The sequence below is a fragment of the Actinomycetota bacterium genome (assembly GCA_030684515.1).
Lineage (GTDB): Bacteria > Actinomycetota > Actinomycetes > S36-B12 > S36-B12 > UBA11398.
On the sequence record JAUXVJ010000009.1, the window covers coordinates 435571 to 460390 of the forward strand.

29 protein-coding genes are annotated in these 24820 nt (G+C 58.4%); 16 read left to right on the forward strand and 13 right to left on the reverse strand.

Features of this window, described 5'->3' with window-relative positions:
* Positions 1-3: 3 nt before the first annotated feature.
* The 4 genes from Q8M73_03955 to Q8M73_03970 are packed head-to-tail and all read right to left on the reverse strand — an operon-like array spanning position 4 to position 2525.
* On the reverse strand, positions 4-219 hold the full coding sequence (locus tag Q8M73_03955; protein ID MDP2287702.1) for a hypothetical protein: 216 nt from the start codon (positions 217-219) through the stop codon (positions 4-6).
* 9 nt (positions 220-228) lie between these two features.
* Positions 229-834 (reverse strand): histidine phosphatase family protein, encoded by a 606-nt coding sequence (locus Q8M73_03960; protein MDP2287703.1) that lies wholly within the window; start codon positions 832-834, stop codon positions 229-231.
* Positions 831-1481 (reverse strand): DsbA family oxidoreductase, encoded by a 651-nt coding sequence (locus tag Q8M73_03965; GenBank protein MDP2287704.1) that lies wholly within the window; start codon positions 1479-1481, stop codon positions 831-833. The genes Q8M73_03960 and Q8M73_03965 overlap by 4 nt, the downstream gene beginning before the upstream one ends.
* 3 nt (positions 1482-1484) lie before the next feature.
* Entirely contained in the window at positions 1485-2525 is a 1041-nt protein-coding gene (locus tag Q8M73_03970) for a lysylphosphatidylglycerol synthase transmembrane domain-containing protein (protein ID MDP2287705.1), read from the reverse strand.
* 128 nt (positions 2526-2653) lie between these two features.
* Here Q8M73_03970 and pstC point away from each other — a divergent pair, with 128 nt between their 5' ends.
* The 5 genes from pstC to Q8M73_03995 all read left to right on the forward strand — a co-directional run bounded on the left by pstC (position 2654) and on the right by Q8M73_03995 (position 7956).
* The gene (gene pstC / locus Q8M73_03975) at positions 2654-3622 is read left to right on the forward strand and encodes a phosphate ABC transporter permease subunit PstC (protein ID MDP2287706.1); all 969 of its coding nucleotides are present in this window, start codon (positions 2654-2656) and stop codon (positions 3620-3622) included.
* Entirely contained in the window at positions 3619-4707 is a 1089-nt protein-coding gene (gene pstA, locus Q8M73_03980; protein MDP2287707.1) for a phosphate ABC transporter permease PstA, read from the forward strand. Before pstC ends, pstA begins: the two co-directional genes overlap by 4 nt.
* 42 nt (positions 4708-4749) lie before the next feature.
* On the forward strand, positions 4750-5553 hold the full coding sequence (gene pstB / locus Q8M73_03985; protein MDP2287708.1) for a phosphate ABC transporter ATP-binding protein PstB: 804 nt from the start codon (positions 4750-4752) through the stop codon (positions 5551-5553).
* 129 nt (positions 5554-5682) lie between these two features.
* Positions 5683-6738: a substrate-binding domain-containing protein gene (locus Q8M73_03990; GenBank protein ID MDP2287709.1), complete on the forward strand. Its 1056-nt coding sequence runs from the start codon at positions 5683-5685 to the stop codon at positions 6736-6738.
* A 42-nt stretch (positions 6739-6780) separates the two neighbouring features.
* Positions 6781-7956 carry a hypothetical protein gene (locus Q8M73_03995; protein MDP2287710.1) on the forward strand — a complete coding sequence of 392 codons (1176 nt, stop codon included), beginning with the start codon at positions 6781-6783 and terminating at the stop codon, positions 7954-7956.
* Here the strand turns inward: Q8M73_03995 and Q8M73_04000 are convergent, their stop codons facing one another.
* Positions 7957-8304, reverse strand: coding sequence for a metalloregulator ArsR/SmtB family transcription factor (locus Q8M73_04000; protein ID MDP2287711.1), 348 nt, complete (start codon positions 8302-8304; stop codon positions 7957-7959).
* A 113-nt stretch (positions 8305-8417) separates the two neighbouring features.
* On the opposite strand from Q8M73_04000, the gene Q8M73_04005 reads away from it, so the two are divergent.
* The gene (locus Q8M73_04005) at positions 8418-8903 is read left to right on the forward strand and encodes an ArsI/CadI family heavy metal resistance metalloenzyme (GenBank protein MDP2287712.1); all 486 of its coding nucleotides are present in this window, start codon (positions 8418-8420) and stop codon (positions 8901-8903) included.
* Here the strand turns inward: Q8M73_04005 and Q8M73_04010 are convergent.
* Together Q8M73_04010 and Q8M73_04015 are read right to left on the reverse strand one after the other, a co-directional pair.
* Complete coding sequence (locus tag Q8M73_04010; GenBank protein ID MDP2287713.1) at positions 8900-9307, reverse strand: arsenate reductase ArsC; 408 nt, start codon at positions 9305-9307, stop codon at positions 8900-8902. The genes Q8M73_04005 and Q8M73_04010 overlap by 4 nt on opposite strands.
* 26 nt (positions 9308-9333) lie before the next feature.
* Complete coding sequence (locus Q8M73_04015) at positions 9334-10056, reverse strand: MIP/aquaporin family protein (GenBank protein ID MDP2287714.1); 723 nt, start codon at positions 10054-10056, stop codon at positions 9334-9336.
* Positions 10057-10121: 65 nt separating this feature from the next.
* Here Q8M73_04015 and Q8M73_04020 point away from each other — a divergent pair, with 65 nt between their 5' ends.
* The 4 genes from Q8M73_04020 (at position 10122) to Q8M73_04035 (ending at position 13221) form a co-directional block, all read left to right on the forward strand.
* The gene (locus tag Q8M73_04020; protein ID MDP2287715.1) at positions 10122-10844 is read left to right on the forward strand and encodes a helix-turn-helix domain-containing protein; all 723 of its coding nucleotides are present in this window, start codon (positions 10122-10124) and stop codon (positions 10842-10844) included.
* On the forward strand, positions 10841-11494 hold the full coding sequence (locus Q8M73_04025; protein MDP2287716.1) for an arsenate reductase ArsC: 654 nt from the start codon (positions 10841-10843) through the stop codon (positions 11492-11494). The genes Q8M73_04020 and Q8M73_04025 overlap by 4 nt, the downstream gene beginning before the upstream one ends.
* A gap of 159 nt (positions 11495-11653) precedes the next feature.
* Entirely contained in the window at positions 11654-12751 is a 1098-nt protein-coding gene (arsB, locus tag Q8M73_04030; protein MDP2287717.1) for an ACR3 family arsenite efflux transporter, read from the forward strand.
* A gap of 44 nt (positions 12752-12795) precedes the next feature.
* A complete protein-coding gene (locus tag Q8M73_04035) occupies positions 12796-13221 on the forward strand; it encodes an OsmC family protein (GenBank protein ID MDP2287718.1) in 426 nt (141 codons plus the stop codon).
* A 291-nt stretch (positions 13222-13512) separates the two neighbouring features.
* Here Q8M73_04035 and Q8M73_04040 read toward each other — a convergent pair whose 3' ends face one another.
* The 5 genes from Q8M73_04040 to Q8M73_04060 form a co-directional block, all read right to left on the reverse strand.
* On the reverse strand, positions 13513-15117 hold the full coding sequence (locus Q8M73_04040) for a cation:proton antiporter (GenBank protein MDP2287719.1): 1605 nt from the start codon (positions 15115-15117) through the stop codon (positions 13513-13515).
* Between the two features lie 45 nt (positions 15118-15162).
* Entirely contained in the window at positions 15163-16020 is an 858-nt protein-coding gene (locus Q8M73_04045; GenBank protein ID MDP2287720.1) for a universal stress protein, read from the reverse strand.
* A gap of 237 nt (positions 16021-16257) precedes the next feature.
* Entirely contained in the window at positions 16258-16740 is a 483-nt protein-coding gene (locus tag Q8M73_04050; protein MDP2287721.1) for a hypothetical protein, read from the reverse strand.
* A gap of 121 nt (positions 16741-16861) precedes the next feature.
* A complete protein-coding gene (locus Q8M73_04055; protein ID MDP2287722.1) occupies positions 16862-18286 on the reverse strand; it encodes a HAMP domain-containing sensor histidine kinase in 1425 nt (474 codons plus the stop codon).
* Positions 18219-18905 carry a response regulator transcription factor gene (locus tag Q8M73_04060; protein ID MDP2287723.1) on the reverse strand — a complete coding sequence of 229 codons (687 nt, stop codon included), beginning with the start codon at positions 18903-18905 and terminating at the stop codon, positions 18219-18221. The genes Q8M73_04055 and Q8M73_04060 overlap by 68 nt, the downstream gene beginning before the upstream one ends.
* A gap of 157 nt (positions 18906-19062) precedes the next feature.
* On the opposite strand from Q8M73_04060, the gene Q8M73_04065 reads away from it, so the two are divergent.
* The 3 genes from Q8M73_04065 to Q8M73_04075 all read left to right on the forward strand — a co-directional run bounded on the left by Q8M73_04065 (position 19063) and on the right by Q8M73_04075 (position 20703).
* A complete protein-coding gene (locus Q8M73_04065) occupies positions 19063-19551 on the forward strand; it encodes a hypothetical protein (GenBank protein ID MDP2287724.1) in 489 nt (162 codons plus the stop codon).
* Positions 19552-19766: 215 nt separating this feature from the next.
* A complete protein-coding gene (locus tag Q8M73_04070) occupies positions 19767-20240 on the forward strand; it encodes a hypothetical protein (protein ID MDP2287725.1) in 474 nt (157 codons plus the stop codon).
* Positions 20221-20703: a hypothetical protein gene (locus Q8M73_04075; protein MDP2287726.1), complete on the forward strand. Its 483-nt coding sequence runs from the start codon at positions 20221-20223 to the stop codon at positions 20701-20703. Before Q8M73_04070 ends, Q8M73_04075 begins: the two co-directional genes overlap by 20 nt.
* 633 nt (positions 20704-21336) lie before the next feature.
* On the opposite strand, the gene Q8M73_04080 is transcribed toward Q8M73_04075, so the two are convergent.
* Complete coding sequence (locus tag Q8M73_04080) at positions 21337-21834, reverse strand: inorganic diphosphatase (GenBank protein MDP2287727.1); 498 nt, start codon at positions 21832-21834, stop codon at positions 21337-21339.
* 65 nt (positions 21835-21899) lie between these two features.
* Here Q8M73_04080 and dacB point away from each other — a divergent pair, with 65 nt between their 5' ends.
* From dacB to hpt, 3 genes are read left to right on the forward strand one after another with little or no spacing between them, the layout of a single operon-like run.
* Entirely contained in the window at positions 21900-23204 is a 1305-nt protein-coding gene (gene dacB / locus Q8M73_04085) for a D-alanyl-D-alanine carboxypeptidase/D-alanyl-D-alanine-endopeptidase (protein ID MDP2287728.1), read from the forward strand.
* 24 nt (positions 23205-23228) lie between these two features.
* On the forward strand, positions 23229-24257 hold the full coding sequence (gene tilS, locus Q8M73_04090) for a tRNA lysidine(34) synthetase TilS (protein MDP2287729.1): 1029 nt from the start codon (positions 23229-23231) through the stop codon (positions 24255-24257).
* Positions 24247-24801, forward strand: coding sequence for a hypoxanthine phosphoribosyltransferase (gene hpt / locus Q8M73_04095; protein MDP2287730.1), 555 nt, complete (start codon positions 24247-24249; stop codon positions 24799-24801). Before tilS ends, hpt begins: the two co-directional genes overlap by 11 nt.
* Positions 24802-24820: the final 19 nt, after the last annotated feature.

Sequence of the window (24820 nt, forward strand, 5' to 3'; positions counted from 1 at the left end):
GGCTCAGAACCTGCGAAGGGCGCGGACGAGAAAGACGACAGCTGTTGCTGCGCCAAGGCCCGCGAGGATGAAGACCAAGGACCAAGCGTCGAAACCCACCGCTGTGCCGCGGACGACACCTGCGGTGATCAGGAGAAGCGCAGCCATCGACTGAAGGAACACGGCAAATCTGATCTGCCGCTGGGTTGCACTATTGCCCGGCGCGCCGTCATTCGTCATTGGGTCAACTTAGTGAGAGGGGTGCGCTCCTGCATTCCAGGTTCGGATCACACGCTGCTCGTGTTCGAAACCGAGGATGGACACCGTGGCTGGGTCAAGAGCGAACAGCCGACCGTCGATAGGCTCAAGGCAAAGCCAAGTGGCGGTGAGAATGCGCAGGACATGGCCGTGCGCAACCAATACGCACACTCCGCCTGCTTCAACGACGGGCAGACACTTTTCGATGACTCGAGTTGTGCGGACTTGAATCTCAGCAAGCTGTTCACCGGCCGTGGCTCCTGCTGGGATCGGCTCGGCCCAGATCGTCCAATCAGGTTCGTTGAGCCGCGCGCGTATTTCGGCGGTGGTCAATCCTTCCCATGCGCCGTAGTCCCATTCGAGCAGATCCGGGACGGTCTCAGTGATGACCAGTCCAGCCAAGGCCGCGGTCTGTTGCGCTCTTTGCAGCGGGCTGCACAGGACAAGATCGGGATCCTTCGGCAGAACCAAGGCGACCGCTCGGGCAGCTGATTCGCCTTGTTCGGTCAATGGGATCTCAGTTCTCCCAGTGTGTCTTCCGGATCTGCTCCACTCGGTCTGGCCATGGCGCACCAAGAAGATCTGTCCACTTGTCATGTGGTGCCCGAGCCGGCTTCCCAAGCCTGAGCAAGGGCAGACGCGAAAAGTTCACTCGACTGAGCGCCGGTCACGCCGAATCGCTCATCCAGCACAAAGAAGGGAACCCCAGTGCAACCCAAAGCCCGGGCAATCTCCTGATCGCGGTGGACAGCGTCCGAGTACTCCTCGCCGGTGAGCAGATCGCGAGCAGCGTCCTCGTCCAGACCGGCGCCCGCAGCGAAGGCAGTCAGCTCATCGATGCCAAAGATCGAGGCGCCTTGTTCGAAGTAGGCACTGAACAAGGTATTCAGGAGGCGTTCACCGGACGCGTGGCTGAGATCCTGAGCCCACAGGACCAGTCGATGCCCATCGCGGGTGTTGCCGCTCAAGGTTCGGTCCAGTTGATAGTTCAGGCCAACACTGGCTGCGGCGTCACTCACTCCCCTTTGCATCTCCTTGGCCTCAGCAACGCTGACTCCGTACTTCGCAGCGAGCATCTCGGTTGTGGCTTGGGTTGTCGTGCTGGCCTGCGGATTGAGTTGATAGGCGCGATGCCAGATCGTCACATCCTGCTTGTGCTCAAAGCTCGATAGGGCGATCTCAAGCTGACGCTTGCCGATGAAGCACCACGGACACACCAGGTCTGACCAGACTTCAATCTGCATTGCTCAATCCTCACTTACCAGCGGCTGACGTCTTCTGTCCCAACCGTAGATACCCAGAGCCAAGAGCCCAACCACCAGTTGCGGAACAAACCAGGCCAGCCGCCAGACCAGATCAGCGGCAATTGCCTCAGCAGCAGGACAGCCGAAAGCCACGAGCAGGCCGACCAGAGCCGCATCGACGGTGCCCAGTCCGCCGGGAGTCAGCGGAATGCTCGTCAGAATCAAGGCAATGGAAAATGCTGCGAAGACTTCAATCAGATTCACAGGTTCGGGAAAGGAGCCGAGTGCGGCCAGCCCGACGATCAGAACCAGAATCGGGGCCATCTGCGCTGCCACGTTGCTGATGGTCAACTGCTTCCATCGGGTGCGCACCATTACTGACGCATGAGCATTGAAGGTGCCAAGCGCCTCGGAGACGTCCGGTGGCGTCTTGCGAATCACGCCGTAGAGCCAATTCGCCGGCGCCTGCAGAAGCTCTCCTGCCCTGCGCGCGGTGGCCTCGGAGCGAAGGACGTAGACGATGCCCAGGATCGACATCACTACCGCTCCAAGACCCAGGCCGGCGATCGTCACATACGCGGTTGCGGAATCTCCGTCGGCAACGAGCAATGCCACAGCAACTGCAGGTGCGCCGAGAATCAGCAGGTAGGTCCAAATGGCGTCTGCGGTGACAGCAGCTGCCGCCCGCGCGGTCTCCACCCCGTATCGAGCCAAGATCGCGTACTGAGTTGCCGCGGCCAGCGCACCGCCGCCAGGCAGGATGTTGCTGATCGAGAACCCGGCTTGGCGATTGATGAAACTGGTGCGGTACCCAACCTCGGGCATTGCTGCCGATGTGGTGAAGGGATACACGCCAATATTGATGACACTTGCAACGACCAGCCCGGCAATCCAGATGGGCTCCATCTCGGCAATTTGGGTCAGCGCTGCCCGGTAGTCGCCCATCTGCGGAAACAGGAACGCAAACACCGCTATCACGATGACCAGCCCAATGACCGCAGTGAGCACAGTGCGCACCGTCTTGCCGGAAGGTTTGGCGCTCATCCCAATGACCCTAGCGGGGCGCAGAGCGCTCCTTCCCTGAGTGAATTCACCATCCGTTCATGTTTGTGATGGCTGGTGTTTTCTAGGGATACCCCCTCACGTCAACCTCGCTCAGACAGCATCCGGACATGGCAAATACCGATCTGGAGCAGCGCGACCTGAACTCGGCCGCGACCTCCCACCGAGGGGATCGGGTATTCAGTCGGATCGTCACAAGCGCGGCATTCACCTCGCTTATCGTCTTGGCTGGCATTGCCATCTTCCTTGGCGTGCAAGCAGTTTCGGCGTTTCAGAGTCAGGGCCTTGATTTCATCTTCTCCACCGGCTGGGACATCAACACTGATCCACCGACAGCAGGCATCTGGGGCATGCTCTACGGCTCAGTGCTCTTGGCAGTGATCGGCCTGGCAATCGCTGTTCCCGTGGCGGTCATGCTCTCGATTTTCATGGTCTTCCTGGCACCGCGAAAGCTTGCTGCGGTGCTGACCAATCTGATTGACCTGCTGGCAGCCATTCCCTCAGTGATCATCGGCCTGTGGGCCTTCTACATCTTGAATCCCCCGGCAGAGGGGTGGCAGCAATTGCTCAACCAGTACCTCGGCTGGATTCCGATCTTTGAGAATACTTCGCAGAACTTCTCGGGCACACCGTTCATCGCTGGACTGGTCCTGGCAATCATGATGATCCCGATCATCACTTCCATCTCCCGCGAAGTGCTCAGCCGCACGCCACCGGATCTGGTCAATGCTGCCGAGGCACTTGGCTGCTCGCTGTGGACCATGTTGCGTTATGTCGCTTTGCCCTATGGCCGTGGCGGGATCGTGGGCGGGGTCATGCTCGGCTTGGGACGCGCACTTGGCGAGACCATCGCGGTGTTCTTCGTGTTGAAGTTGACATTCGAGACGAACTGGTACCACATCATTGAGTCTGGTGGTGGTTCGATTGCCACGCTCATTGTTTCCCGCTTCGGCGAGGTCTCTGGGCCTGAAGAGTTGAACCTCTTGCTCGCAGCCGGATTCTTCCTCTTCCTTGGGACCATCGGCGTCAACATCGTTGCGAACTTGATCGTCAGTCGGACAGGCAGGATGCAGAAGTGAGCACCATCACCTATCAAGCTCCGCTGAACCCGGACGATCTGGTCCAGAAGCCGACACGTCCATGGCGCCAGAAGCCTCGTTCATTCACCACCGCCGTCGCACTGGCAGTTGCTATCCCAGCCCTGATCTCTGCCGGATTGTTCTTCTTCTCACCGATTCCTGGTGCTCTCGTCCTCACCGTCATCTTCTTCCCGCTGCAACTGCTTGCCTCCGCAATTGCAGCCTGGTCAACGCGTGGTGTCCGCGGAATCGCGGACTCGGTCATCATCGTTAATGCCATTGGCTCCACTGTGTTCGCTCTAGTGGTGCTGTTGTCACTGATCGGGTCTCTGGTTGTTCGCGGATTGCGCGCATTGAGTGCTCACTTCGTGTATCAGAACAGCGTCTTCATCAATCCGAGTACGCCCCTTGAATATGGCGGCATCGGACACGCGCTCCTTGGCACCATCCTTATCGTCGGCATCGCATCACTTGTTGCAGTGCCCATTGGCATCGCAACAGCCGTCTACATCACCGAAGTGCGTGGCAGGGCAGTGCCGTACGTTCGCTTCTTCGTCCAGGCAATGAGCGGCGTTCCTTCCGTGGTCGCTGGCCTGTTCATCCTGACCATTGCGGTGTCCACGGGCTGGTTCAGCCAGAATGCATTTGCTGGCGGTCTCGCATACGCGATCCTGATGCTGCCAACCGTGGCTCGCACGGCTGAAGAAGTTCTGAAGCTCATCCCTGATGAACTGCGCACGGGTGCCCTGGCGCTTGGCTCCACTCGTGCTCGGACCGTCATGAAGGTTGTGCTGCCTGCAGCCAAGACCGGCATCATCACAGCGATCCTGCTGGGCATTGCTCGCGTCATTGGCGAAACTGCACCGTTGCTGCTCGCCGCGGGAAACAACGACGGCACCGTGATCAATCCGTTTGGGCAGGCAATCGCCTCCATTCCGGTTTACATCTTCAACAACGTGGCTGTGCCCTACCCCGATGCCGTTGCTCGGGCTTGGGGAGCTGCGCTGGTGCTCATGATTCTCATCGCAGTTCTGTTCACCCTTGCACGCGTCCTCGGCCGAGGACGCGTAGGTCGCGCGAAATAGGAGATGGCCATGTCAACCGCTGAATTCGAGGAAGTCGCAATGATGGAATCGGATCTCCTGCCTGCTCGCAAGCCCGCTACAAGTGAGTTGCGCGCTGAGAATGTGAGCGTCTGGTTTGGCAAGCGGAAGGTTCTGGAGAACGTCAATATCGACTTTCCCAAGAACACCGTGACCGCTCTCATCGGCCCTTCGGGATGTGGCAAATCGACCTTCATCCGTACGTTGAATCGCCTGCATGAGTTGATCCCCAGTGCAGCCCTTGCTGGTTCGGTGTTGTACGAAGGCAAAGACATCTACAGCTCGGATGTCGACCCTGTGCATATTCGACTGCAAATCGGCATGGTCTTCCAGAAGCCAAATCCATTTCCGAGCATGACCATTCGCGGCAATGTGCTCTCGGGCCTGAAGCTTTCAGGAATGAAGCGTGACAACCACGATGACATCGTCGAGCAGACTCTGACAGCTGCTGGTTTGTGGACTGAAGTCAAAGACCGACTCAATCACGCAGCTGGCGATCTCTCCGGCGGACAGCAGCAGCGACTTGTTATTGCTCGCGCACTTGCCGTGCAACCCAGCGTGTTGTTGATGGACGAGCCTTGCTCGGCGCTTGACCCGGCATCCACTCTCAAGATCGAAGAGACGATTCGTCAGTTGTCCAAGGAGGTGACGATTGTCATCGTCACGCACAACATGCAGCAAGCGGTGCGCGTGGCTGACAACACGGCGTTCTTCCTGGCCCAGGAGAACGAGCCCGGACATATCGTCGAACAGGGTCTGACCACTGACATCTTCGGCCAGCCGCAAGACCAGCGCACTCTTGACTACGTGAATGGGCGCTTCGGTTAAGCCGTTGTTCATCTTGGCACGCACTGTTCATCTCAGAGTTGGCTGCGCGTCACAGATAAGCCCCTGACCGGCAACGTCAGGTACGTAACTTCAAGTATGCAGTCATCACATACATCAAAGGAGAATCCAGTGCGTCGCACACTCGCGATCATCGCCGGCACCGCCATCGCAGCCTCGGGGCTTGCCATGGTTGCCCCGGCAAATGCAGCCGAAACTGTTCCAGGCGGTGGGGCGTCGTTCCCAGCCGTATTCATGCAGCAGTGCGCAGCCGACTACAACGGCTCTCAGAACAACTTCACCATCACCTATACCTCCACTGGCTCAGGCACGGGCAAGGGCAACTTCTCCAAGGGCACCTTCGTGTTCGGTCAGACCGACTCGGCGTACACCTCTGGCGAGCCAACCTTCGATTGGGAGTACGTGCCCAATGTCGGCGGTTCGATCGCCATCACGATCAACCTGAAGAATCCGACCACTGGTCGCACTCTTGGTTCATCCATTCAATTGACGCAGGCAACTCTGGCGAAGATCTTCAGTGGTGCCATCACCACGTGGAACAATCCTGAGATCCTGAAGTCCAATCCCCGGATCGCCAAGTCGATCCCGGCTGTGCCGATCACGATCGCCTACCGCTCAGATGCTTCAGGAACCACGAACAACTTCCTGCAGTACCTGAACGCATGGGCACCTTCATCCTTCACCAAGGTTCAAGATGACATGTCCACTGCGTTCCCCGGTGGCGTGCCACCGCAGAACTCAGTCGCAGGTCGCACCAATCAGGGTGTCATGGCTAACGTGATCGCCAAGGAAGGCACCATTGGCTACGTCGATCTCGGCGACGCCAAGGGCTACCCATCAGCACGCCTGCAGAATGCATTGGGCGAATTCATTGCCCCATCAGCTGCATCGGCTGCGAAGAACCTCGCCAAGCAGACAGACATGCAGTCGTCAGGCATCGTGCAGTTGAACTACGCGAGCAAGGTCAAGGGTGCCTACCCGATTGCGATCTTCACCTACGGCCTCGCACGCACGGATGGCAAGGGCCCCAACGGCTTGGGTGTTCGCCAGTTCTTCGACTACGTCCTGGCCAAGTGCGGACCTTCACGTGCGTCTTCACTCGGCTATGTGCCATTGACAGGCGAAATCCTGGCCAAGGCACGCGCGAACGTCCTCAAGATCAAGTAAGTCGCAACTCAAATTCAACAGTAACTATCGAAGGTGAGGACGATGTCTCGGAACTCGTTGAAGATCCGAGGCATCGTCCTCGCTGCTGTATTCGGCGCAGGTGCGCTACTGCTCAGTGCCTGCACGCCACCGATGCCACCTGATGTGCTCGCCGCACGTGCTGAGGCAAACATCGAATGTGGCACCGGCAATGTCGACATCTCTACACCGCAGGAATTCACAGGTTCGATGGACACGGTCGGCGCAGCACTTGCGTCAGTGTGTCCAGATCAGACGGTCACGGAAGTAGCTGCTGGCACGAAGGCGCCGATCGCATTGCTCGGGCAGGCCCCCACCCCGGCCGAACTGCTGGCCTTCAAGACGGCATCGTGCCCGGCTGACAAGGTCATTGCGATTCCGGCCTTCGCCTATCCAGTGACGATTGCCTACAGCGTCCTTGGTCTGGAGGGACTGGTCTTCACGCCCCAAGCAGCGGCGGGAGTGCTCAACGGCACCGTCACTACCTGGGAGGACCCGCTGATCGCCGATGCCAACCCCGACTTTGACCTGTCCGGCCTGCCGCCACTCTCCCTTGTGTCAATCGACTCCCCCCAGGGCGCGGTCACGGCCATGACCACGTGGATCTCGCAGCAGGATCCGGCCGCTTGGCCCCAAGGACCTGTCGCGACGTTGAAGGCCGGCAAGAAGTTCGCTGACCAAGAAGAGATGCTTGCCGAGATGCTTGCATCCGAGGGCACACTGGCTGTCCTGCCGATCTTCACGGCGGTCAACAATGGCATCGCATCGGCAAACTTGCCGGTCAAGGGAACCGATCTCAACGGTCAAGAGGTGGATACGGTCATCACCTCAGATGACATTCAGCTCTACAAGGTCGGGTCGGGCGCCACCAACGTGACGGTCACACCCGAAGGCGACATTCTTGCAAGCGCTGCAACCGGAGGCTTTCCGGTCGCGGGCAACTTCGATCTCGCCTCGTCCAAGATCGTGCTTGGCGAAGGAGCCGGCTTGGTGGGCTGGCCGGTGCAGGGCTACGCGCATCTCCTGATTTGCGACTCCGGTTCAAGCTCAGCACTGCCATTGCTCTTTGCGCAGTACCTGGTCAGGCTCGCTGGGCAAGGGGCGCTTGAAAGCTTCGGACTAACACCAATGCCTGAGCCGATCCGTGTCAAGACCTTTGTTCCCCTAAGGGTGACAGCTGCGCCAGGGGAAGAGAACTAATCAGCTGATCGCTTGGGCAATAGCGTCAAGACGTGATTGATCGATCGAGAACCAGGCCCAGGTTCCGCGCTGTTCTCGCTGGAGAATCCCAGCATCGGTCAGCACCTTGAGGTGATGGCTCACCGTGGGTTGTGACAGCCCGACCGGCTCTGTCAGATCGCACACGCAGGCTTCGTTGTCCGGGCTGGATCGAATGATCGAGAGCAATTGCAGCCGCGTGGGATCACTTACTGCCTTGAGCAACTGCGCAAGTGAGTCGGCCTCGGTTCGAGAGAGTGGGGCTGCAAGGCCGGGTTCGCAACAGGGGGCAGAACTCAAAGCGATATCGACGGTTTTTCGAGATGCCATAGGGGCAGCCTTCCACAAGTCCAGATAAATATCGATACCTGTCTCTATTGACACCTATCAATGTATGCAGCAGAATTCATCCATCGACGCTTGTCTATGGAATGGAAACGATCATGTCCCGAGTTCAGCTCGCGCTCAATGTGTCAGACCTGGAAGCCTCCGTTGAGTTCTATTCACGCCTGTTCAATACGACTCCGCATAAGCGTCGTCCGGGCTACGCGAACTTTGCTATCAATGAACCACCGCTCAAACTGGTGTTGATCCAAGCCAGCGCCGAGGAGCGCGGGGAAGGTGTCGCCGGCGCCTTGAACCACCTCGGCATTGAGGTCGAAGATTCAGCCGCGGTGAGTGCAACTGCCCAGCGACTGAGCAGTGAAGGTGTTGAAGTCACGGACATCAATCGAACTGTGTGCTGCTACGCAGAACAGGACAAGACCTGGGCGCATGATCCGGCCGGTGCTCCGTGGGAGATCTACACCATCACTGACGACTTGACGGACGCCTTGGTGTTCGAGCCAATGATCATCAATCAGGTCGGCGGAAGTGCATGCTGCACGCCGGCCACATCTGATGCAGTTGAGGCGTCAACCTGTTGTTAGGCACTGGGCACTAGCTCGGAGACCAACTTCGCAATGCGGGCTTTGATCTCATCGCGTATCGGGCGCACTGATGCAACTCCCTGGCCAGCGGGGTCCTGCAGCACCCAGTCCTCGTAGCGCTTGCCCGGAAAGATCGGGCAGGCATCGCCACACCCCATCGTGATCACGACATCGGATTCCCGCACGGCATCCACTGTCAGCACCTTTGGGACTTCATCGGCGATGTCTATTCCGACTTCACGCATTGCCGCAACGACTGCCGGATTCACTGTGTCTGCGGGGGCAGACCCCGCAGATCGCACTTCGATGCTTCCCTTTGACAGGTGCGTCAAGAAGGCGGCAGCCATCTGCGAGCGTCCGGCGTTGTGGACGCAGACAAACAGCACTGATGGTCGGGAGTTCATAGGGGTCTCCATTGACAAGGCCGTGATCACGCTTGTGCGTTCGGTCCGTGGTGGATCGGATCGGGAAGGTCCAGAGGCTCAGGTATGCCGCGACGCGGGTAGAAGAACTCGGTCAGGCCTGCACCGATGATGGCGCCGATGATTTGAAACACGATGAACAAAGCCACGCTCGATGGGGCGATACCTGAAAAGGTGTCGGTCAGACTACGGCCGATAGTCACGGCGGGATTGGCGAAGGATGTCGATGAAGTGAAGAAGTAGGCAGACCCAATCCAGGCCGGCACCAGAACAGCTCCAAGGTGACCTCGACCTGTGCGCGTGAGAGCACCTATCACCAGCAAAAGGCCTGCTGTGGCAACGACCTCTCCCAACCAGATCGGCATGCCAGTACGCACATGCGTTGAAGCCTCAAATGCCGGCAGATCAAACATGACGTTCGCCAAGGCCACGCCTGCCAGGGCGCCAAGGACCTGCGCCCCGATGTAGATGCCACCTTCGCCCAGAGGCATCTCACGTCGCGCGAGCGCGACAGCTGTCACGACGGGATTGAAATGGGCGCCCGAGATTGGACCGATAGCCCAGATGAGGACGCCCAGGGCCGCCACGGTCGCCACGGCATTGATCAGCAGCGTCAAGGCGAGGTTTTCGCTGAGCAATGTGCCCATGATTCCCGAGCCAACTACAGCAGCTACCAGCATCGCCGTGCCGATGAATTCGCCAACTGCACGCTTGCTGAGACCGTGAATCATCGTGACCTTTCAGTTGCGGACGGGATGCTTGACAGGCGCACAATACATCAGCCATTATTGAGTCAATGGCCATTGAAGTAAAATCCGCAGTCGAGCCCTCTGATGCAGTGCTCGTCCGGGTTCGTGTGCTCGCCGCGTTAGGTGACCCGATCCGCTTGTCGATTGTCGACATGCTGGCCGAAGGAGATCGCTCACCTGATCAGCTGGCCGCGGCCGTGGGCATCACCGGCAATCTGCTTGCCCACCATCTCAAGGTCCTGCAGGAGGCTGGGCTCATCAAGAGGACCGATTCACAGAACGATCGTCGCCGGACGTACGTGCAGCTGGATCAGTCGGCACTGGCATCGCTTCTTCCAAAGCCGACGCCCTTGCAAGCCCCACGGGTTGTCTTTGTGTGCACGCACAATTCGGCACGTTCGATTCTTGCCGAGGCTGCCTGGCGTCAGGTGAGCGATGTGCCGAGTGCTTCGGCTGGCTCCCAACCTGCATCGGCCATCAACCCGCGCGCTCTCTCTACGGCCAAGCGAGCCGGCTTGGACATCCCCAACAAGACCCCGCAGTCAATTGACACGATCTTGCGCGATGACGACATTGTCATTTCGGTGTGTGATGCGGTGAACGAGCACCTGCCGAATCTTGATCAGCCGCATTTTCATTGGTCAATCCCCGATCCCTCAAGAATCGACACTGACGCGGCGTTCGCTGCTGCCTTGGAAGAAATCACCAGTCGTATCGACGAATTGGCACCACGCGTTTCCTATCGACCACCTAAGAGGAGAGTTTCATGACAGACAGTCCGTTTCGCGACGACATACCTCTCATGCAGTTGATGACTTTGCGATCATCTGCTCTGTTGCTGCAAAAGCATTTCGCTGGCATGTTCTCAACTGAGACGATCGAGCGTTTCCTCATCACTTCCTATGACGACATTGCCTCTCGCTTGACGAATGACACCTACTTGGCGCTGTTTGCTGAAAGGTTTGCACGTGATCGCCTCACGGCCTTGGCGCGCGTCGAGGGCAAGAGTGATGATCATCGTCCAATCGTTCTCTTCTTGTGCACCCACAACGCCGGGCGTTCTCAAATGGCACTTGGCTACTTTCGCGCCCTCGCGGGAGACCGAGCTATTGGTTGGTCCGGCGGATCTGAGCCGGGCAGTGAGGTCAATCCGGCCGCGATTGGTGCCATGGCAGAAATCGGGATCGATATCTCAGGCGAATATCCAAAGCCGTGGACAGATGAAGAGGTACGGGCAGCCGATGTGGTGGTCACGATGGGCTGTGGAGATGCCTGCCCTGTCTTTCCGGGCAAGCGTTACGAAGACTGGGAGCTCACAGATCCAAATGGCCTCACGGTTGACGATGTTCGCCCGATTCGCAATGAAATCAAATCTCGGGTTGAGGCACTGCTCGTGAGTCTGGACGTTCTGCTCGGCTGAGTTCGGGCAGTACACAACGCCAAGCGCGGACGAAAGAACCGCCGGGGCGTGCTTGTGCACTTCGGGCGCGCCTGACCGGCAACCTCGTCGGCCTCGCCTAGCGCTACCTTGCGTATGCGTCATGTCCGCTAGCACCTGCGAACTTCTAGGACGGCACTCATGCCGAACCATCATGCCTTTCCGCACGCCGCACCCGGTGAGGATGCGGTCCTTGCCAAGCTCTCGCTGCTGGACCGATTCCTTCCCGTATGGATCCTGGTGGCGATGGCCGGTGGCCTGCTGCTTGGACGCCTGGTGCCGTCAGCGCAGTCGGCACTTGATGCCGTCAGCGTGGGTCAGACATCGTTGCCGATCGCGCTTGGCCTGCTTCTGATGATGTATCCCGTGCTCGCGAAGGTGCGATACGAGGAGATGGGCCACGTCACCGGAGACCGCAGGCTCCTGTGGCTTTCGCTGCTGCTCAACTGGGTCATTGGTCCGTTGCTGATGTTCACCCTGGCTTGGGTGTTCCTGGCCGACTACCCGGAGTTCCGCACTGGCCTGATCGTCATCGGCCTGGCCCGATGCATCGCGATGGTGCTCATCTGGAACGACCTTGCCTGTGGTGATCGAGAGGCGGCCGCGCTCTTGGTTGCCATCAACTCGGTATTCCAGATTCTGGCCTACGCCCTCCTTGGCACCTTCTATTTGAAGATCCTTCCCGGCTGGCTGGGCTTGGACACCGAAGACATCCAGTTCTCCACCTGGGAGATAACCAAAGCCGTCCTCATCTTCCTGGGCATTCCCCTCGTCGCGGGCTACCTGACTCGACGCATTGGTCTGCGTACCAAGGGCAGGGATTGGTATGAGCACAGGTTCATCCCGTTCATTTCTCCCTTCGCGCTCTACGGGCTGCTGTTCACCATCGTCGTGATGTTCGCGTTGCAGGGAGACGCGATCACCTCTGATGCGGCATCGGTCGTTCGAATCGCAATTCCGCTGCTGTGCTACTTCGCCATCATGTGGGGAGTGTCCTTCTTGGCAGGAGCGCGCAGCCGCCTCGGGTACCCCAAGACCGCGACCCTGGCATTCACAGCGGCTGGCAACAATTTCGAACTGGCCATCGCTGTCAGCATCGGTGTGTGGGGCGTTACGTCTGGACAAGCGCTCACCGGTGTCATCGGCCCACTCATCGAGGTTCCGGCACTTGTAGGGCTGGTGTATGTATCGCTGTGGCTGCGCCGCCGCTACTTCGCCACCAAGGCGACGGCTGCGTGAGTTGAAACTCCGTGTGTGCAGCATCGACGTGAAAGGCTGCCGACATGAGTCAAGCTCCGTATGAGTACACGGTGCGAGGTCAGTGCCTCGCAGGAGGCACTGCAGAACTGCATGCTGGTGATCAGGTTGTGCATATGGATGCGCGTTGGGGCTCAGAGGCTCCTTCCAGTTTGCCTGGACCGGCCGAGTTGCTTGCCTCGGCATTCGCCGCATGCCTGATGAAGAACCTTGAGCGGTCCAGCATCCTCCTGGGCATCACCTATCGCAGCGCAAGGGTGGAGGTTCGTGCGCGTAGGCAAGACAGTCCACCCATATTCGTAGGTGTCACCTACGAGATGCAGGTAGACAGCGATGCAAGCGAGCATCAACTCGAAGTGATGCACCGCAACCTGAAGAAGTTCGGGACCGTTTACAACACACTGGCTGCGGTCTGTGAGGTGCGCGGCACCGTCCAGAAGGCGGAGGTTTAAGGCTTCACCTCCGACTTCCTTGGAGGTGGGTTGCCGACCGTTGGAGTGCTAGTCCAAGTCTGCCGATAGTTTCGCGCAGCGCCGATTCCTGGAAAGCAGAATGATTGCGGCGATGGCTCCTGCGATGAGGGATGCCACGAGCACTGCGATACCTGCACTTGGTGGGTGGATTCGGTGTTGGAAAACCAATCGGAATCGCAGCGCGTGCCAAGAGATCGACGTATCGCAGAAATCCCTGTAATTGTGAGCTCATGCCTGTTGCCCGTCGCTCAACGGGGCTTGAGTTGCCGGTCAGTCATCGGCGATGCGCTGTGACAGGTGGGCGGCGAATCCGGCCCCGGCTTCCGCATACACATCGAAAGCGAGATCCACTCCAAGGTTGCGGAGGTCCTGCGCATCGTCGGGGAAGGTCGATGTTGCGGCGATCTTGCCAACGAAGCCGCGTTCCCTCAGCAATTCGACAGCTGCCACATTGGCTTCGTGTGAAGACATAGTGAGCAAGACCCACGACAGATGTTCAAAGAGCCCATCGGTCCTCGACCAGAACTCGGGATCGGTGGCGTCTCCCACAACGCACGTCTGCTTGTGCGCCTGAGCCTTTGCTATCCGAGCACTGTCCATGTCAACGCCGAGCACCCGGCCAGGGTATTGAGCGTTGAGTGCACTGTAGGCATGCGAGCCAATGCGGCCCATACCGAAGACCACGTAGTCGATGTCGAGCATGTGAAGATCTTCATCGCCTGGTAGTCGTCGAGCTCGCTCGTGGCGTTTCAGACTCGGCCGCACGTGCCGGTAGAACACGTCCCCTCGCTCAGCGACAGGCGCGGAGATCGCAAACGACCCGATGATTGCCAAGGCCAAAACTGCGATCCATGTCGATGGAACCCAGCCCACGCCAGCCGCGGCAACGAGCAAGATCAAGCCAAATTCACTGTAGTTAGCGAGATCCAGACTCGCCTGCCAAGAGGTGCGTGCTCGCAGGAACCGCATGGAGAACAGTAGGAAATAGAGCAGAGCCTTGAGCGGCAGTATCAAGATCAGCGCCACTGCGATGGCGATGCCGAACCCACTTGGGAACTCTGTCATCCCGACGCTGAGAAAGAAGCCCACGAGAAAAACGTCCTTCAAGCCCAGCATGTTCTTGCTGAGCTCATCGGCCTTCTCTGTGTTTGAAAGCAGGAGTCCGGCAGCAAGTGCTCCTACGGCTCCCTTGATGCCGACTGCATCGAAGAGTGCGCTGCCGGAAAGGGCTGCTGCGACCCCAAACAGCAGGAGCAGCTCTCCATGTCCGCTGCTGTTCATCACGCGGACGAGAAGTGGACGTGCAGGAATGAGCAGGACCAGAGCTAGAGCCCAAATACTTGGCCACACCTGCGCCGATGCGGCCAGGATGATGACGGCAATGAAGTCCTGCAGAACGAGCACCCCAATCGCCAGTTTTCCGTGTCTGCTCGATGCCGCGCCCCGGTCCTCGAGAACTTTCACTGCGAAGACCGTGCTTGAGAATGACAGCGCTATGCCCAGCAGTAGCGCAGCACGCAGATCCAAGCCCGAAAAGGGGCCCGTCTGAGTGAATGCGAGCAGCCAGATCACACCGGTGAAGCCCAGGGTGGCCAGCGTGACTTCAAGGGTTCCGACAACCCAGATCTCGGCCTTGAAGAGAGATTTCAGATTGAGCTTGAGTCCGACACTGAAGAGCAGCAAGATGATGCCGACATCGGCGATCTGATTGAGAAGGGCACCTGTTTCAGCACCGAATGCATGCAGGGTCAAGCCGGCGGCGAGGTACCCCACCAGAGGTGGCAGACCAATGGCGCGACCCAGGAGACCCGCAGCAAATGCGATGAGGATCCAGATGGGATCCGTGAGTGTGACTACTAGGTCATTGGGATCCATGGTTCAACCTTGTCGGAAGCCCTAACCTCGGGCAACTGTGACGGATCAAGGCGTTGGGCTCCACTGCTTGATCGCACTGTTATTGTCGCCGTCGAAGTCGCTTGTGTGGTCATGGGCCAGTAGCACGGAGCATTCCGCGTACTGAGTGACGGCACCTGCAATCGATCCCATCAGCGCACGAGATAGACCCCGGCGCCCCTTTGTGCCCAGGGATACCAGATCCGGGGCCAATGAATCGATCACGTCGAAGATCGAGTACTTGGCGTTGAGTCGCGACACTGCCGGATCAGCGAGCAGGACCTTCACTGACACTCTTGCGCCACAGTCACGCAATATCCGCGCAGAGTATTCAGCCTTCTCACGCAAGGATGGCACTTGCGAATCCCAATCCCAATCCAAATCGTGATCAACGGCGAGCACAGTCACGTGCGTCGCGGCGATCCAAGGCATCCTGGCGAGTGCAGCGATGGCGGCATCCGAATGAGTGGAACCATCAACACACGCGAGGATCGAATGTATCCGTGCCGAGCGCCGTGCGATGACAACGGGTGCATTTGGAGACTTCGCCAGCCACTCAGCAGTGCTGCCCAGATGGAGCGCCTTCATGATTCCGCTCCCGCGAGCTCCGATAACCGTCAGGCCAACTCCGAGGCCCTCGCTGAGCACGATTCGGGGGTCTCCTGCTGCAGTCAGGTATCGGACCTCTTTCAATCCGGATGACTTTGGAATCGTCCGAGGGTGTTCGGGCTGCACTTCGCGCAAGGAGTCCGAGGTGACCAAAGATACAAGGCTCGGATCCGGAGGTGTTACGTAGACAATGTCGAGATCCCACGCAGGCCATTCGTGTGCAGTGATCCACTTCCATGCGATATCTGCTCCGGCCGAGTGATCGTCGCCAAACACGATTCGACTCTGCAGGGAGGCCTCGTGTTCCATGGATTCAGTTCACCACAATGGGGATTCAATAGAAAGCGGCCCAAGCTCTTGAGCGCGCCGAGTGACCGATATTGGAAGTAGCGTGAGAGAAACCGAGGGCTTTCTCATTGACTTCATGCAGAGCGAAGTTGCATCGAGCTTCGCAAGCTGCGAGGACGGATCCTCATTCGCGCTGGTTCACTGAATGCGAAGTCCCGCGGGCCGTTAAAGGACGAGGGTCCGAAAGTCTGAAGCTTCGGCATTGCCGACAAGCACACGTCCATTGGGCAACGGCACAGACAACTCCGACCCGACTTCATCGAGAAATTGAACTCGCTGCCATCCGGCATCGCTCAGACTCAGCACGACCTGACCCAGTAAAAGGAGTTGATCCGCAGGTGGTAACGCATTGAATGCTGAATTCACCGATACCTTGGCAACCCTGGGAGATGAATTAGTCGCGTCGCGAGGTTCAGCCTCCAGGAGAGAGATCATGGCTTGGCCGGTCAATGGATCTCGGGCAATCGTTCGCAGTCCTGAGCCCAATTCTGCTTGGGAAGGCCCGGTCACGAGTGCCTCCAGCACATCGTCGGCGGAAACGGGCCGTGGCAAGCGAAGTGCCACTGGGACAAGGCCATCCTCGCGCGTAAACCACAAGCCACGCTGGACGACATCGGCACTGGGTGCTGCCGCAGGAGTAGAAGCCACCGGACCCGGTAGCGCACCTGCTGGCAAGGGTTCGGGATTCTCTTGCTTCGGGACTCCACACGCTGCAAGAAGGAGCAAGCCACCCAGTGCAAGAACGCTCGCTTGTCTTACGCTGCGTAGACTATTCATGACCTGAGTCTCGCAGCGGCAGAGAAACCGTGAACTTCGCTCCACCCAACGCCGAGGTGCCTATCACGACCGTTCCGCCCAGGGCCTCAGTTTGCTCGCGAACAATTGCAAGTCCGAGTCCTGCGCCGGTGGCGCTCTCCACATTGTCGCCTCGAGCGAAGGGCTCGAACAGTCGTGCGCGATCGAAAGATGCGATACCGGGTCCGGCATCTTCGACGGCAATCTCAATGTGTTCAGGGGAATTTCGAACGGTGATCTGGGTTGCGCCTTTGCCGTGGCGTTGCGCATTCTCGATCAGATTTCGGATGATCTGCTCAACGCGCCTACCGTCTGTGAGTACGCGCACTTGGGAACCATCAACAATATGGGGATCTACGTCTTGTCGAGCAGCCACTTCGCGGCACAACTGTGTGACATCGACGCTCTCCAGTGACAGTGGATAGCCCCTGTCTAGACGGCTGATTTCCATGAGATCAACGAGAGTTTGCGACATTCTTCGCGCTTGCTCGCCCAAAATGGCAATCATTGGCGCATCTTCATTGGACAAGTGATCTGCGTGACGCTCAAGCACTTCGGCAGTGCCGACGATTGATGTCACGGGCGAGCGCAACTCGTGACTCACGTTTGCAGTGAATCTCTGCTCGCGAGAAATACGTTGCTGCACAGCCTCAGCCATGGCGTTGAATGATCGCGCAATTGGATCTAGGTCTGAGTCCCCGTTGAGATCAATGCGTGTATCGAGTTCCCCACCTGCGATTCGTTGGGCACCAAAGCCTAGATTTCGCACCGGTATCAAGACTCTGCCAGCTGTAGTAGCTCCAAAGGCGGCGCCCACAGCAGCGGCGAAGAGACTCATGAGTATCAGTGCTGAGCCTGCCAGTCGGAGCGTCTGGTCTAGTTCTCGCAGCGTGAACACTTCAATGTACGTGCCGGACGTCAGTGGTAATCCGACGACGTAGTACGGATCGCCCGCGACATCGATTCGCTGCCGTGCGCCCTGCGCTGCGGCCAAGCTGAGGAAGGCGGCGGGAAAGGCGCTCGGGGGCACGCCGACAGATGCTGTGAACCATCCTTCGGAAGTGTGGATCATCGGCTGTGAGGTGCCAACCGAAGGCACGAGTTCAAGAGTCTTGGATGGCGAAGTTCCACCGTCAAGCGCTGCGTTTACTGCGCGAGCGTCCAAGACTGCCCGCGTGATCGCTGCGGACTCGCGTTGATCAAGCAGGAACCAGCGCGCAAATACATACGTGCTGCCTGCTACGGCTCCTGCCACGACTAGAGACACAAGAGCCAAGGCAACTGCTACCCGCGCTCGTAGTCCCAACTTCAACGCAGACCCCACGGGGGAGTCATTTGGTGAACCCCATTCGATAGCCGAATCCTCGAACCGTGAGCAGAAGTTGAGGATTTGTGGCATCGGATTCGATTTTGCCGCGCAGTCGATAGATCAGACTGTCCACTATTCGGCCATCACCCATGCTGCTGTAGCCCCACACGTCGCGCAGCAACTCGTCGCGACTTAACACACGTCCGCGTGCGCTCATGAGTTCTGCTAAGACGTCAAATTCGATGCGAGAGAGCGCGAGTTGTTGTGATCCAAGTAGCGCCTGACCTGTCGCCGGTCGCAATTCAAGCGGTCCACATTTCAGACCTGGCAGGTCTGAATTAGCTGGTTCGCCTCTTCGAACCTGGCGACGAATGCGGGCCATGAGTTCCTTTGCCACAAAAGGCTTTGTGACGTAGTCATCGGCACCCGCCTCCATGCCAGCAACCACGTCATGGCTATCCGTCTGCGCCGAGACGATAATGATCGGCACTTGGCTAGTGCCTCGCACGCTGCGCACAAGATCCAAGCCGTGGATACCCGGAAGACGCATGTCTATCAGGATGACATCGGGATGCTCATCGACCAACAGGACCAGCGCTTGTTCTGCGTTAGAGCATTCAAGAACGTCATGACCCTCGTCCGTCAAGTGAGCCTTGAGCACCATTCGAATAGCAGCGTCATCTTCAACCACCATGATTGTTCGAGCCATGCCTCATTAAACCTCGGCTCGAGGCTCGAGTCCCCATTCCAGACTGGCAGATCCAGTCCGAATCATTCTGTGACATAGCTGTCACGCTCCGCGCATCGTTTGAAAGTCACGTGTGTGGAAATCTGGAATCCTCTAGCGCTTCAAGTGAGGAGGTCTTGTGAGTCAATCGAAGGATTTTCAATTGATCGCGGAAGCAATTCCGACAGAGGACATCCGCGCCTTGGCAATGTCTCCGCATGAATACACGCAACAGGCCATCTGGTGGACAAGGTTGGCGGCGGCTCTCGATAGCCTGGCAGAGGCAGTAATTGAGTCCCGCCTACGCGAATTGGCAAGGTACTTCTCCGAGCACGTGCCGTACCTATCTGATCAAGCACTTGCGCTTGAGGAGATGGAGAGCGAGGCCCTCCAGGCGATCGGATCAGCACGGATGCTCGTGACTCGATTGGCCGGTCGGCGAGAGGAAGCGCGCAGCGTGCGCGAGACTGTGAAATGGGTACACAAGCGTATACAACTCATTAACTACCTTGTCGAAGACTTGGATCGCATCGCTCCGTGCGCGCAAGTGCGACGTGAAGAGTCACTTGGATTGAGCTTGGATCACGATACTGATGTCGCGACACTCTCGCCACGGTTCTCGATCTGACAACGTTCCGGTCCATTTTGCTGGATTCTTCATCCGTGGGCGCAAAGCCAACTCAATGCAGGACCAACACCCCAGCTGCCAAGAGCGATCAAAGAAGTGGCACGTTCGTCATGCTGAATGCGAATGGATCTGTGATGCGACTGTCACCCATCGAGCATGGACTCGGTGATGGGCCAATGAGAGTCTCTATTGAACGACTTCTCAAGGAGGTAGACGTGCAACAGTCCCAAGAGATGCAGAGCAGAGTTGAAATGATCCCTGCTCAAGAAATCAATGCGCTGGCCGTTTGCCCTGATGGCTACTTGAAACAGGCGATCTGGTGGACCAGGCTCGCGGTTGCTTTGGATGTACTCGTTGAGTCACTCCAGACTGCCGATCTGCCGTCAGTTGCACAAGACAAAGCAACTCGCTTTCCTCATGTTGCCGATCAGGCAAATGCATTGAAAGTCTTGACTGTTGAGGCTTTGGACGCCCTCGCTTCAGCGCGCTCAATGGTTTCTCAGTTTGCGGGCGTGAGCGAGGAAGCCGGTTGGATGCGTGATCGCGTGCGTTGGATCTGCCTTCGAATTCAATTTATCAATCACTCAATGGAGGACTTGATATTGGCTGAAGGCGCCTGTCGAGTCCCTACCTCTCGAGTGCTGAGATTGGTTGTGAATGATTCCGCGATTGAAGGAAGACTTGCTTAGAGTTGCATCGGCGCTTGACGAAGCTTCGAAGGTCTCCACGGCTGTTCTTGCTTGCGATAGCTGGACACAGAAGTTGGGTGCGTGGCGCGTGGCGCTTTCTGCTAATGAGATTCAATCAGCGCCACCGGTCAATGCAGGACCGACTCTTCGATTCTCCGTACCCACGACTTGTGACCAAGAAGGATTGAGGGATGTCGCTTTCGGAATAACGCTGGCCTTCGCCTACCCCTATTTGAGGGAAGTGGAAGTCGCGCAATTGTTCGAAGTGTTCGATGGTTGTATCGACAGTATTCGCGATGACTTAGACATGAGCCAAAGTGAAATTACTATCAGAGTGCCGTATATCGACCCCTCGGCAACGCAGACGTTGATGAGCCTGATCGTCAACTCTCTTAGTGATGCGTTAGCCGAGCGAGTGGTCTGGGTCAGTGCCTACGAGTTGAATGTGGACGATAGGTACTGAGGCAATTAGACGGCAGGTGTGTAAGGCCTATGGCCTGAGAGTGACTCCTCGGCGCATTGAAGTGCGTGGCTGAGTTGCTTTGCGGAGTTGGAGTTGTTGTTGCTGTCAGCCTCGACGCTGGTCAAGGGCGTGGTGATGCGTATTGAGCTGTTTCAGCAGCCCGGTGCGCGAGTCTGGTGGTAGTCCAGGGCTGGCTGCTTCCTCAAGCATTCACACGATATTGCGCATCTGCTCCAGCCTGAAGCACACGGGCTTGAGATCTTCGGGACGCGGAGGCGTTCTTCTTCCGCCGTCCCAAAGAGGCGAAACCCGACGGGGCTAACGCGTCAAGGGAACCGCGAGTCCGAGTCCTTCGTAGTAGCGCACTGCCCGGATGCTGAGACCTACGCGTTCGGCGAGCACGCCGATCGCCTTCACATTCTTGCCGCGCTTCTCGTGCCTTAATGGAGCACATCCATCGCGGCCACGGTGGAAGCATCCCAGATGCGCGCGCCCCACTGGTCTTCACTTTGATCATGATCTGTCCGATCATCGCTCAGCCGCCTATTCCGCCGAAAGGATGCCCACTAGTGAAGCGTCACTGAAGACGAGGGGCCCGCCAGAATGGCGGGCCCCTCGTCTTGTCCGTGCAGATCAGCGCTTGTGGTTCGGGTTCGGCACGTAGCGCTTCTGGGAGGCACGAATCTCGTCCTCAGCCTCGTGGCGGCCTTCCCATGATGCGCCTTCAACGCTCTTGCCAGGCTCAAGGTCCTTGTAGACCTCGAAGAAGTGCTGGATCTCCAGACGGTCGAATTCCGCGATGTGATGGATGTCGCGCAAGTGCTCCAGGCGTGGGTCACCAGAGGGAATGCACAGCACCTTGTCGTCGCCACCAGCTTCATCGGTCATGCGGAACATGCCAACTGCGCGGCATCGAATCACGACACCAGGAAAGGTGGGCTCCTGAGTCATGACGAGCGCATCGAGTGGGTCTCCGTCTTGACCAAGGGTGTCCTCAATGAATCCATAGTCATGTGGGTAGCGAGTTGAGGTGAACAGCATCCGATCGAGGCGAATTCGGCCGGTCTCGTGGTCGACCTCGTACTTGTTTCTGCTACCGGCTGGGATTTCAATCGTGACGTCGAATATCAAGGGTTCCATAGTCGCCTAGTGTTCCCTATCGACATGAGTGATGCCGACCGCCAAGGAGGTGAGAGGTGACACACCGAGTGCGCCTTCCGCTCATTTTGGCGATCTTGCTCCTGACCTGTGGGCTCAGCGCTCAAGCGCCAGCGACTGCAGATGCTTCAACTTCCCCAGTGTTACCCGCACTGCCAGTAGCCGGAAGCACTGCTCCGATCCCTACAACGGCTGGCCTCTCGTCGGTGCTCACCCCACTTCTGAGCAGGCCAGCTCTTGGCACATCTGCTCTCTGGGTGGCAGATCCGGCGAGCGGCGCCACTTTGCTGGAGTCCCGGGCCCAGACCGCGTTGTCTCCGGCCTCGACCCTGAAGCTGCTCACCGCAGCCACCGCCCTTCGCGCACTGGGTTCATCGACGCGACTTGCCACCCGCGTCGTGAGTGAGGGATCAACGGTGACCTTGGTGGGTGGCGGAGACGCGACCTTGCCTTCACAGGGCGCCGGCGCCTCCTTGGCCACCTTGGCCGATAAAACGGCGAAAGCACTGCCGGGCGCATCCGTGAATCTGGTCTACGACATCTCGCTGTTTACAGGACGCACTCTTGGCGCAGGTTGGTCGCGCTCATTTCCCGCTGCTGGGGTGGTGGCTCCGGTTCAGGCATTGATGATGGACCAGGGGCGAGCTAATCCCCGCGGCAATTCTCGAGTCAGCAATCCGGCGCAATACGCAGCACGGGCTTTCGCCAAAATGCTGCGAGCTCGTGGAGTCAAGGTCGGCTCTGTCATTGAAGGCAAGGCAGCGGCGGATGCCATTGAAATCGCTCGAGTTGAATCGGCTCCTGTTCAGCAATTGGTGCATCACATGCTGACGGACTCCGACAACGATCTCGCTGAAGCCTTGGCGCATCTTTCGGGCGCAAAACTCACTGGCGTCGGCAGCTTCAAGAGCGGAGCCCAAGCAATGACCAAGACAGCGACCGAGCTTGGGCTGCCAACCCAGGGGATCGCCCTGTCAGATGGCAGTGGCCTGTCCAGTCGAGATCGAGTTGCAGCGCAGACCCTTGGCAGCATCTTGATGCTGTCTGCCCAAGGATCCTTCGGCGGAATTGCGCCGAGTCTGGCAATTGCTGGATTCACCGGAACTCTGTCCGATCGGTTCACGTCGGCACGTCAATCCGATGCGGCCGGCTTTGTTCGTGCAAAGACCGGCACTCTGAACGATGTCGTGACTCTGGCCGGAATCGTGCCCGATATCGATGGGCGAGTGCTGGTATTCGCAGTCATGGCAAATGACGTGCCATCGATTGGTGCCGCGCGCACAGTGGTCGATCAGATTGCTACAAAATTGAGGGCGTGTGGTTGTACCGAGGTGAAGCCGTGAGCATGGGCGCGTGAAGCTGTGACCGTGGACGATCGACATTGGGCTTCGACCTCGACTCTGGAGGTGCGCAAGGCAGTTCAACTCGGACTCCGTGATCTACAGCGGGGATCAGTAGTGCTGGTTGCCTGCTCGGGAGGGCCAGACTCTCTTGCGCTTGCCGCAGCCGCAGCATTTGTCGGTAGGTCCCTTGGACTGACCGTTGGCGCAGTTGTTGTGGACCACCAATTGCAGGAGAGCTCGCATCAGGTTGCTCATGCAGCGCAGGAAGCCTGCATTGCATTTGATCTGGATCCAGTGGTGATTGCTCGAGTCGATGTGGGTTCGGATGGCGGCCCGGAGGCCGCGGCTCGCACTGCTCGCTATGAGGCGCTCAATGCCGTAGCGGTCAAGATGCAGGCGGTGGCCGTGCTGCTTGGCCACACACGTGATGATCAGGCTGAGACGGTGTTGCTTCGCTTGGCGCGAGGCTCAGGCACTCGCTCGATTGCTGCCATGCGTCCAGTGGCCGGACTGCTGCGGCGGCCGCTGCTGCATCTGTCCCGAGAGCTCGTGCGGGCCAGCGCGAAACAGGAGTGTGAAGCCTTGGGCCTGAAGGCTTGGGAGGATCCCCATAACGATGAGGAGCGCTTCGCTCGAGTCCGTTTGCGCACCGCTCTGGATCAATTGCAGAGCGCGCTGGGCCCTGGGCTGGCCACCGGCCTCGCACGCAGTGCTGAGCTTGCCGCAGATGACGCAGATGCTCTCGATGCGTGGGCCCAGGCTGCATTTGTGGATCTCGTTGTCTTTTCGGATGACCGCCTGGAAATCGACATCCTTGAGTTCGCGCAACTCCCAGTGGCGATCCGCACCCGCATCATTCGGCGTATGTGCATAGATCTGGGTGCAGTTCCCGAGGATGTGACCCGGGCACAGGTGCTCGCCGTGGATGCCTTGGTGGACAACTGGCATGGGCAGGGAGCAGTGAGCCTGCCTGGGCGGGTCAGCGCCCGTCGAGAGTATGGGAGGCTGGTCCTCATCACCGTCCTCGACGCAGGAGACCCCGTTGCTACCTGAAGATATCGGCGCCGATCTTGCCCATGTACTGGTGAGTGAAGAACAAATCCATGCACGCATCGCTGAACTTGCCGAGCAGATCGAGGCTGACTATAAGGACAGGGATCTGCTGCTGGTCGGGGTGCTGAAAGGCGCGGTCATGATCATGGCTGATCTTGCGCGCGCTCTTCGCCGCAGCACTGACATGGACTGGATGGCCATCTCTTCGTACGGATCCGGAACCAAATCCAGTGGTGTCGTGCGCATCATGAAAGACCTCGACGGGGACATCGCTGGTCGCAATGTGCTGATCGTGGAGGACATCCTTGACTCTGGTCTGACGCTCTCCTGGCTCATCAAGAACCTGGGCTCACGAGGCACTGCCTCAGTTGAAGTGTTCTCGCTCCTGCGCAAGCCCGATGCCCTGAAGGTTCAGGTGCTCCCGAAGTATGTGGGCTTCGACATCCCCAATGAATTTGTTGTCGGATACGGACTTGACTACGCCCAGAAATTCCGCAATTTGCGATGTGTGGGCACTTTGGCTCCACATGTCTATGGATCTTGATCGCTGAGGGCGAAAGCCG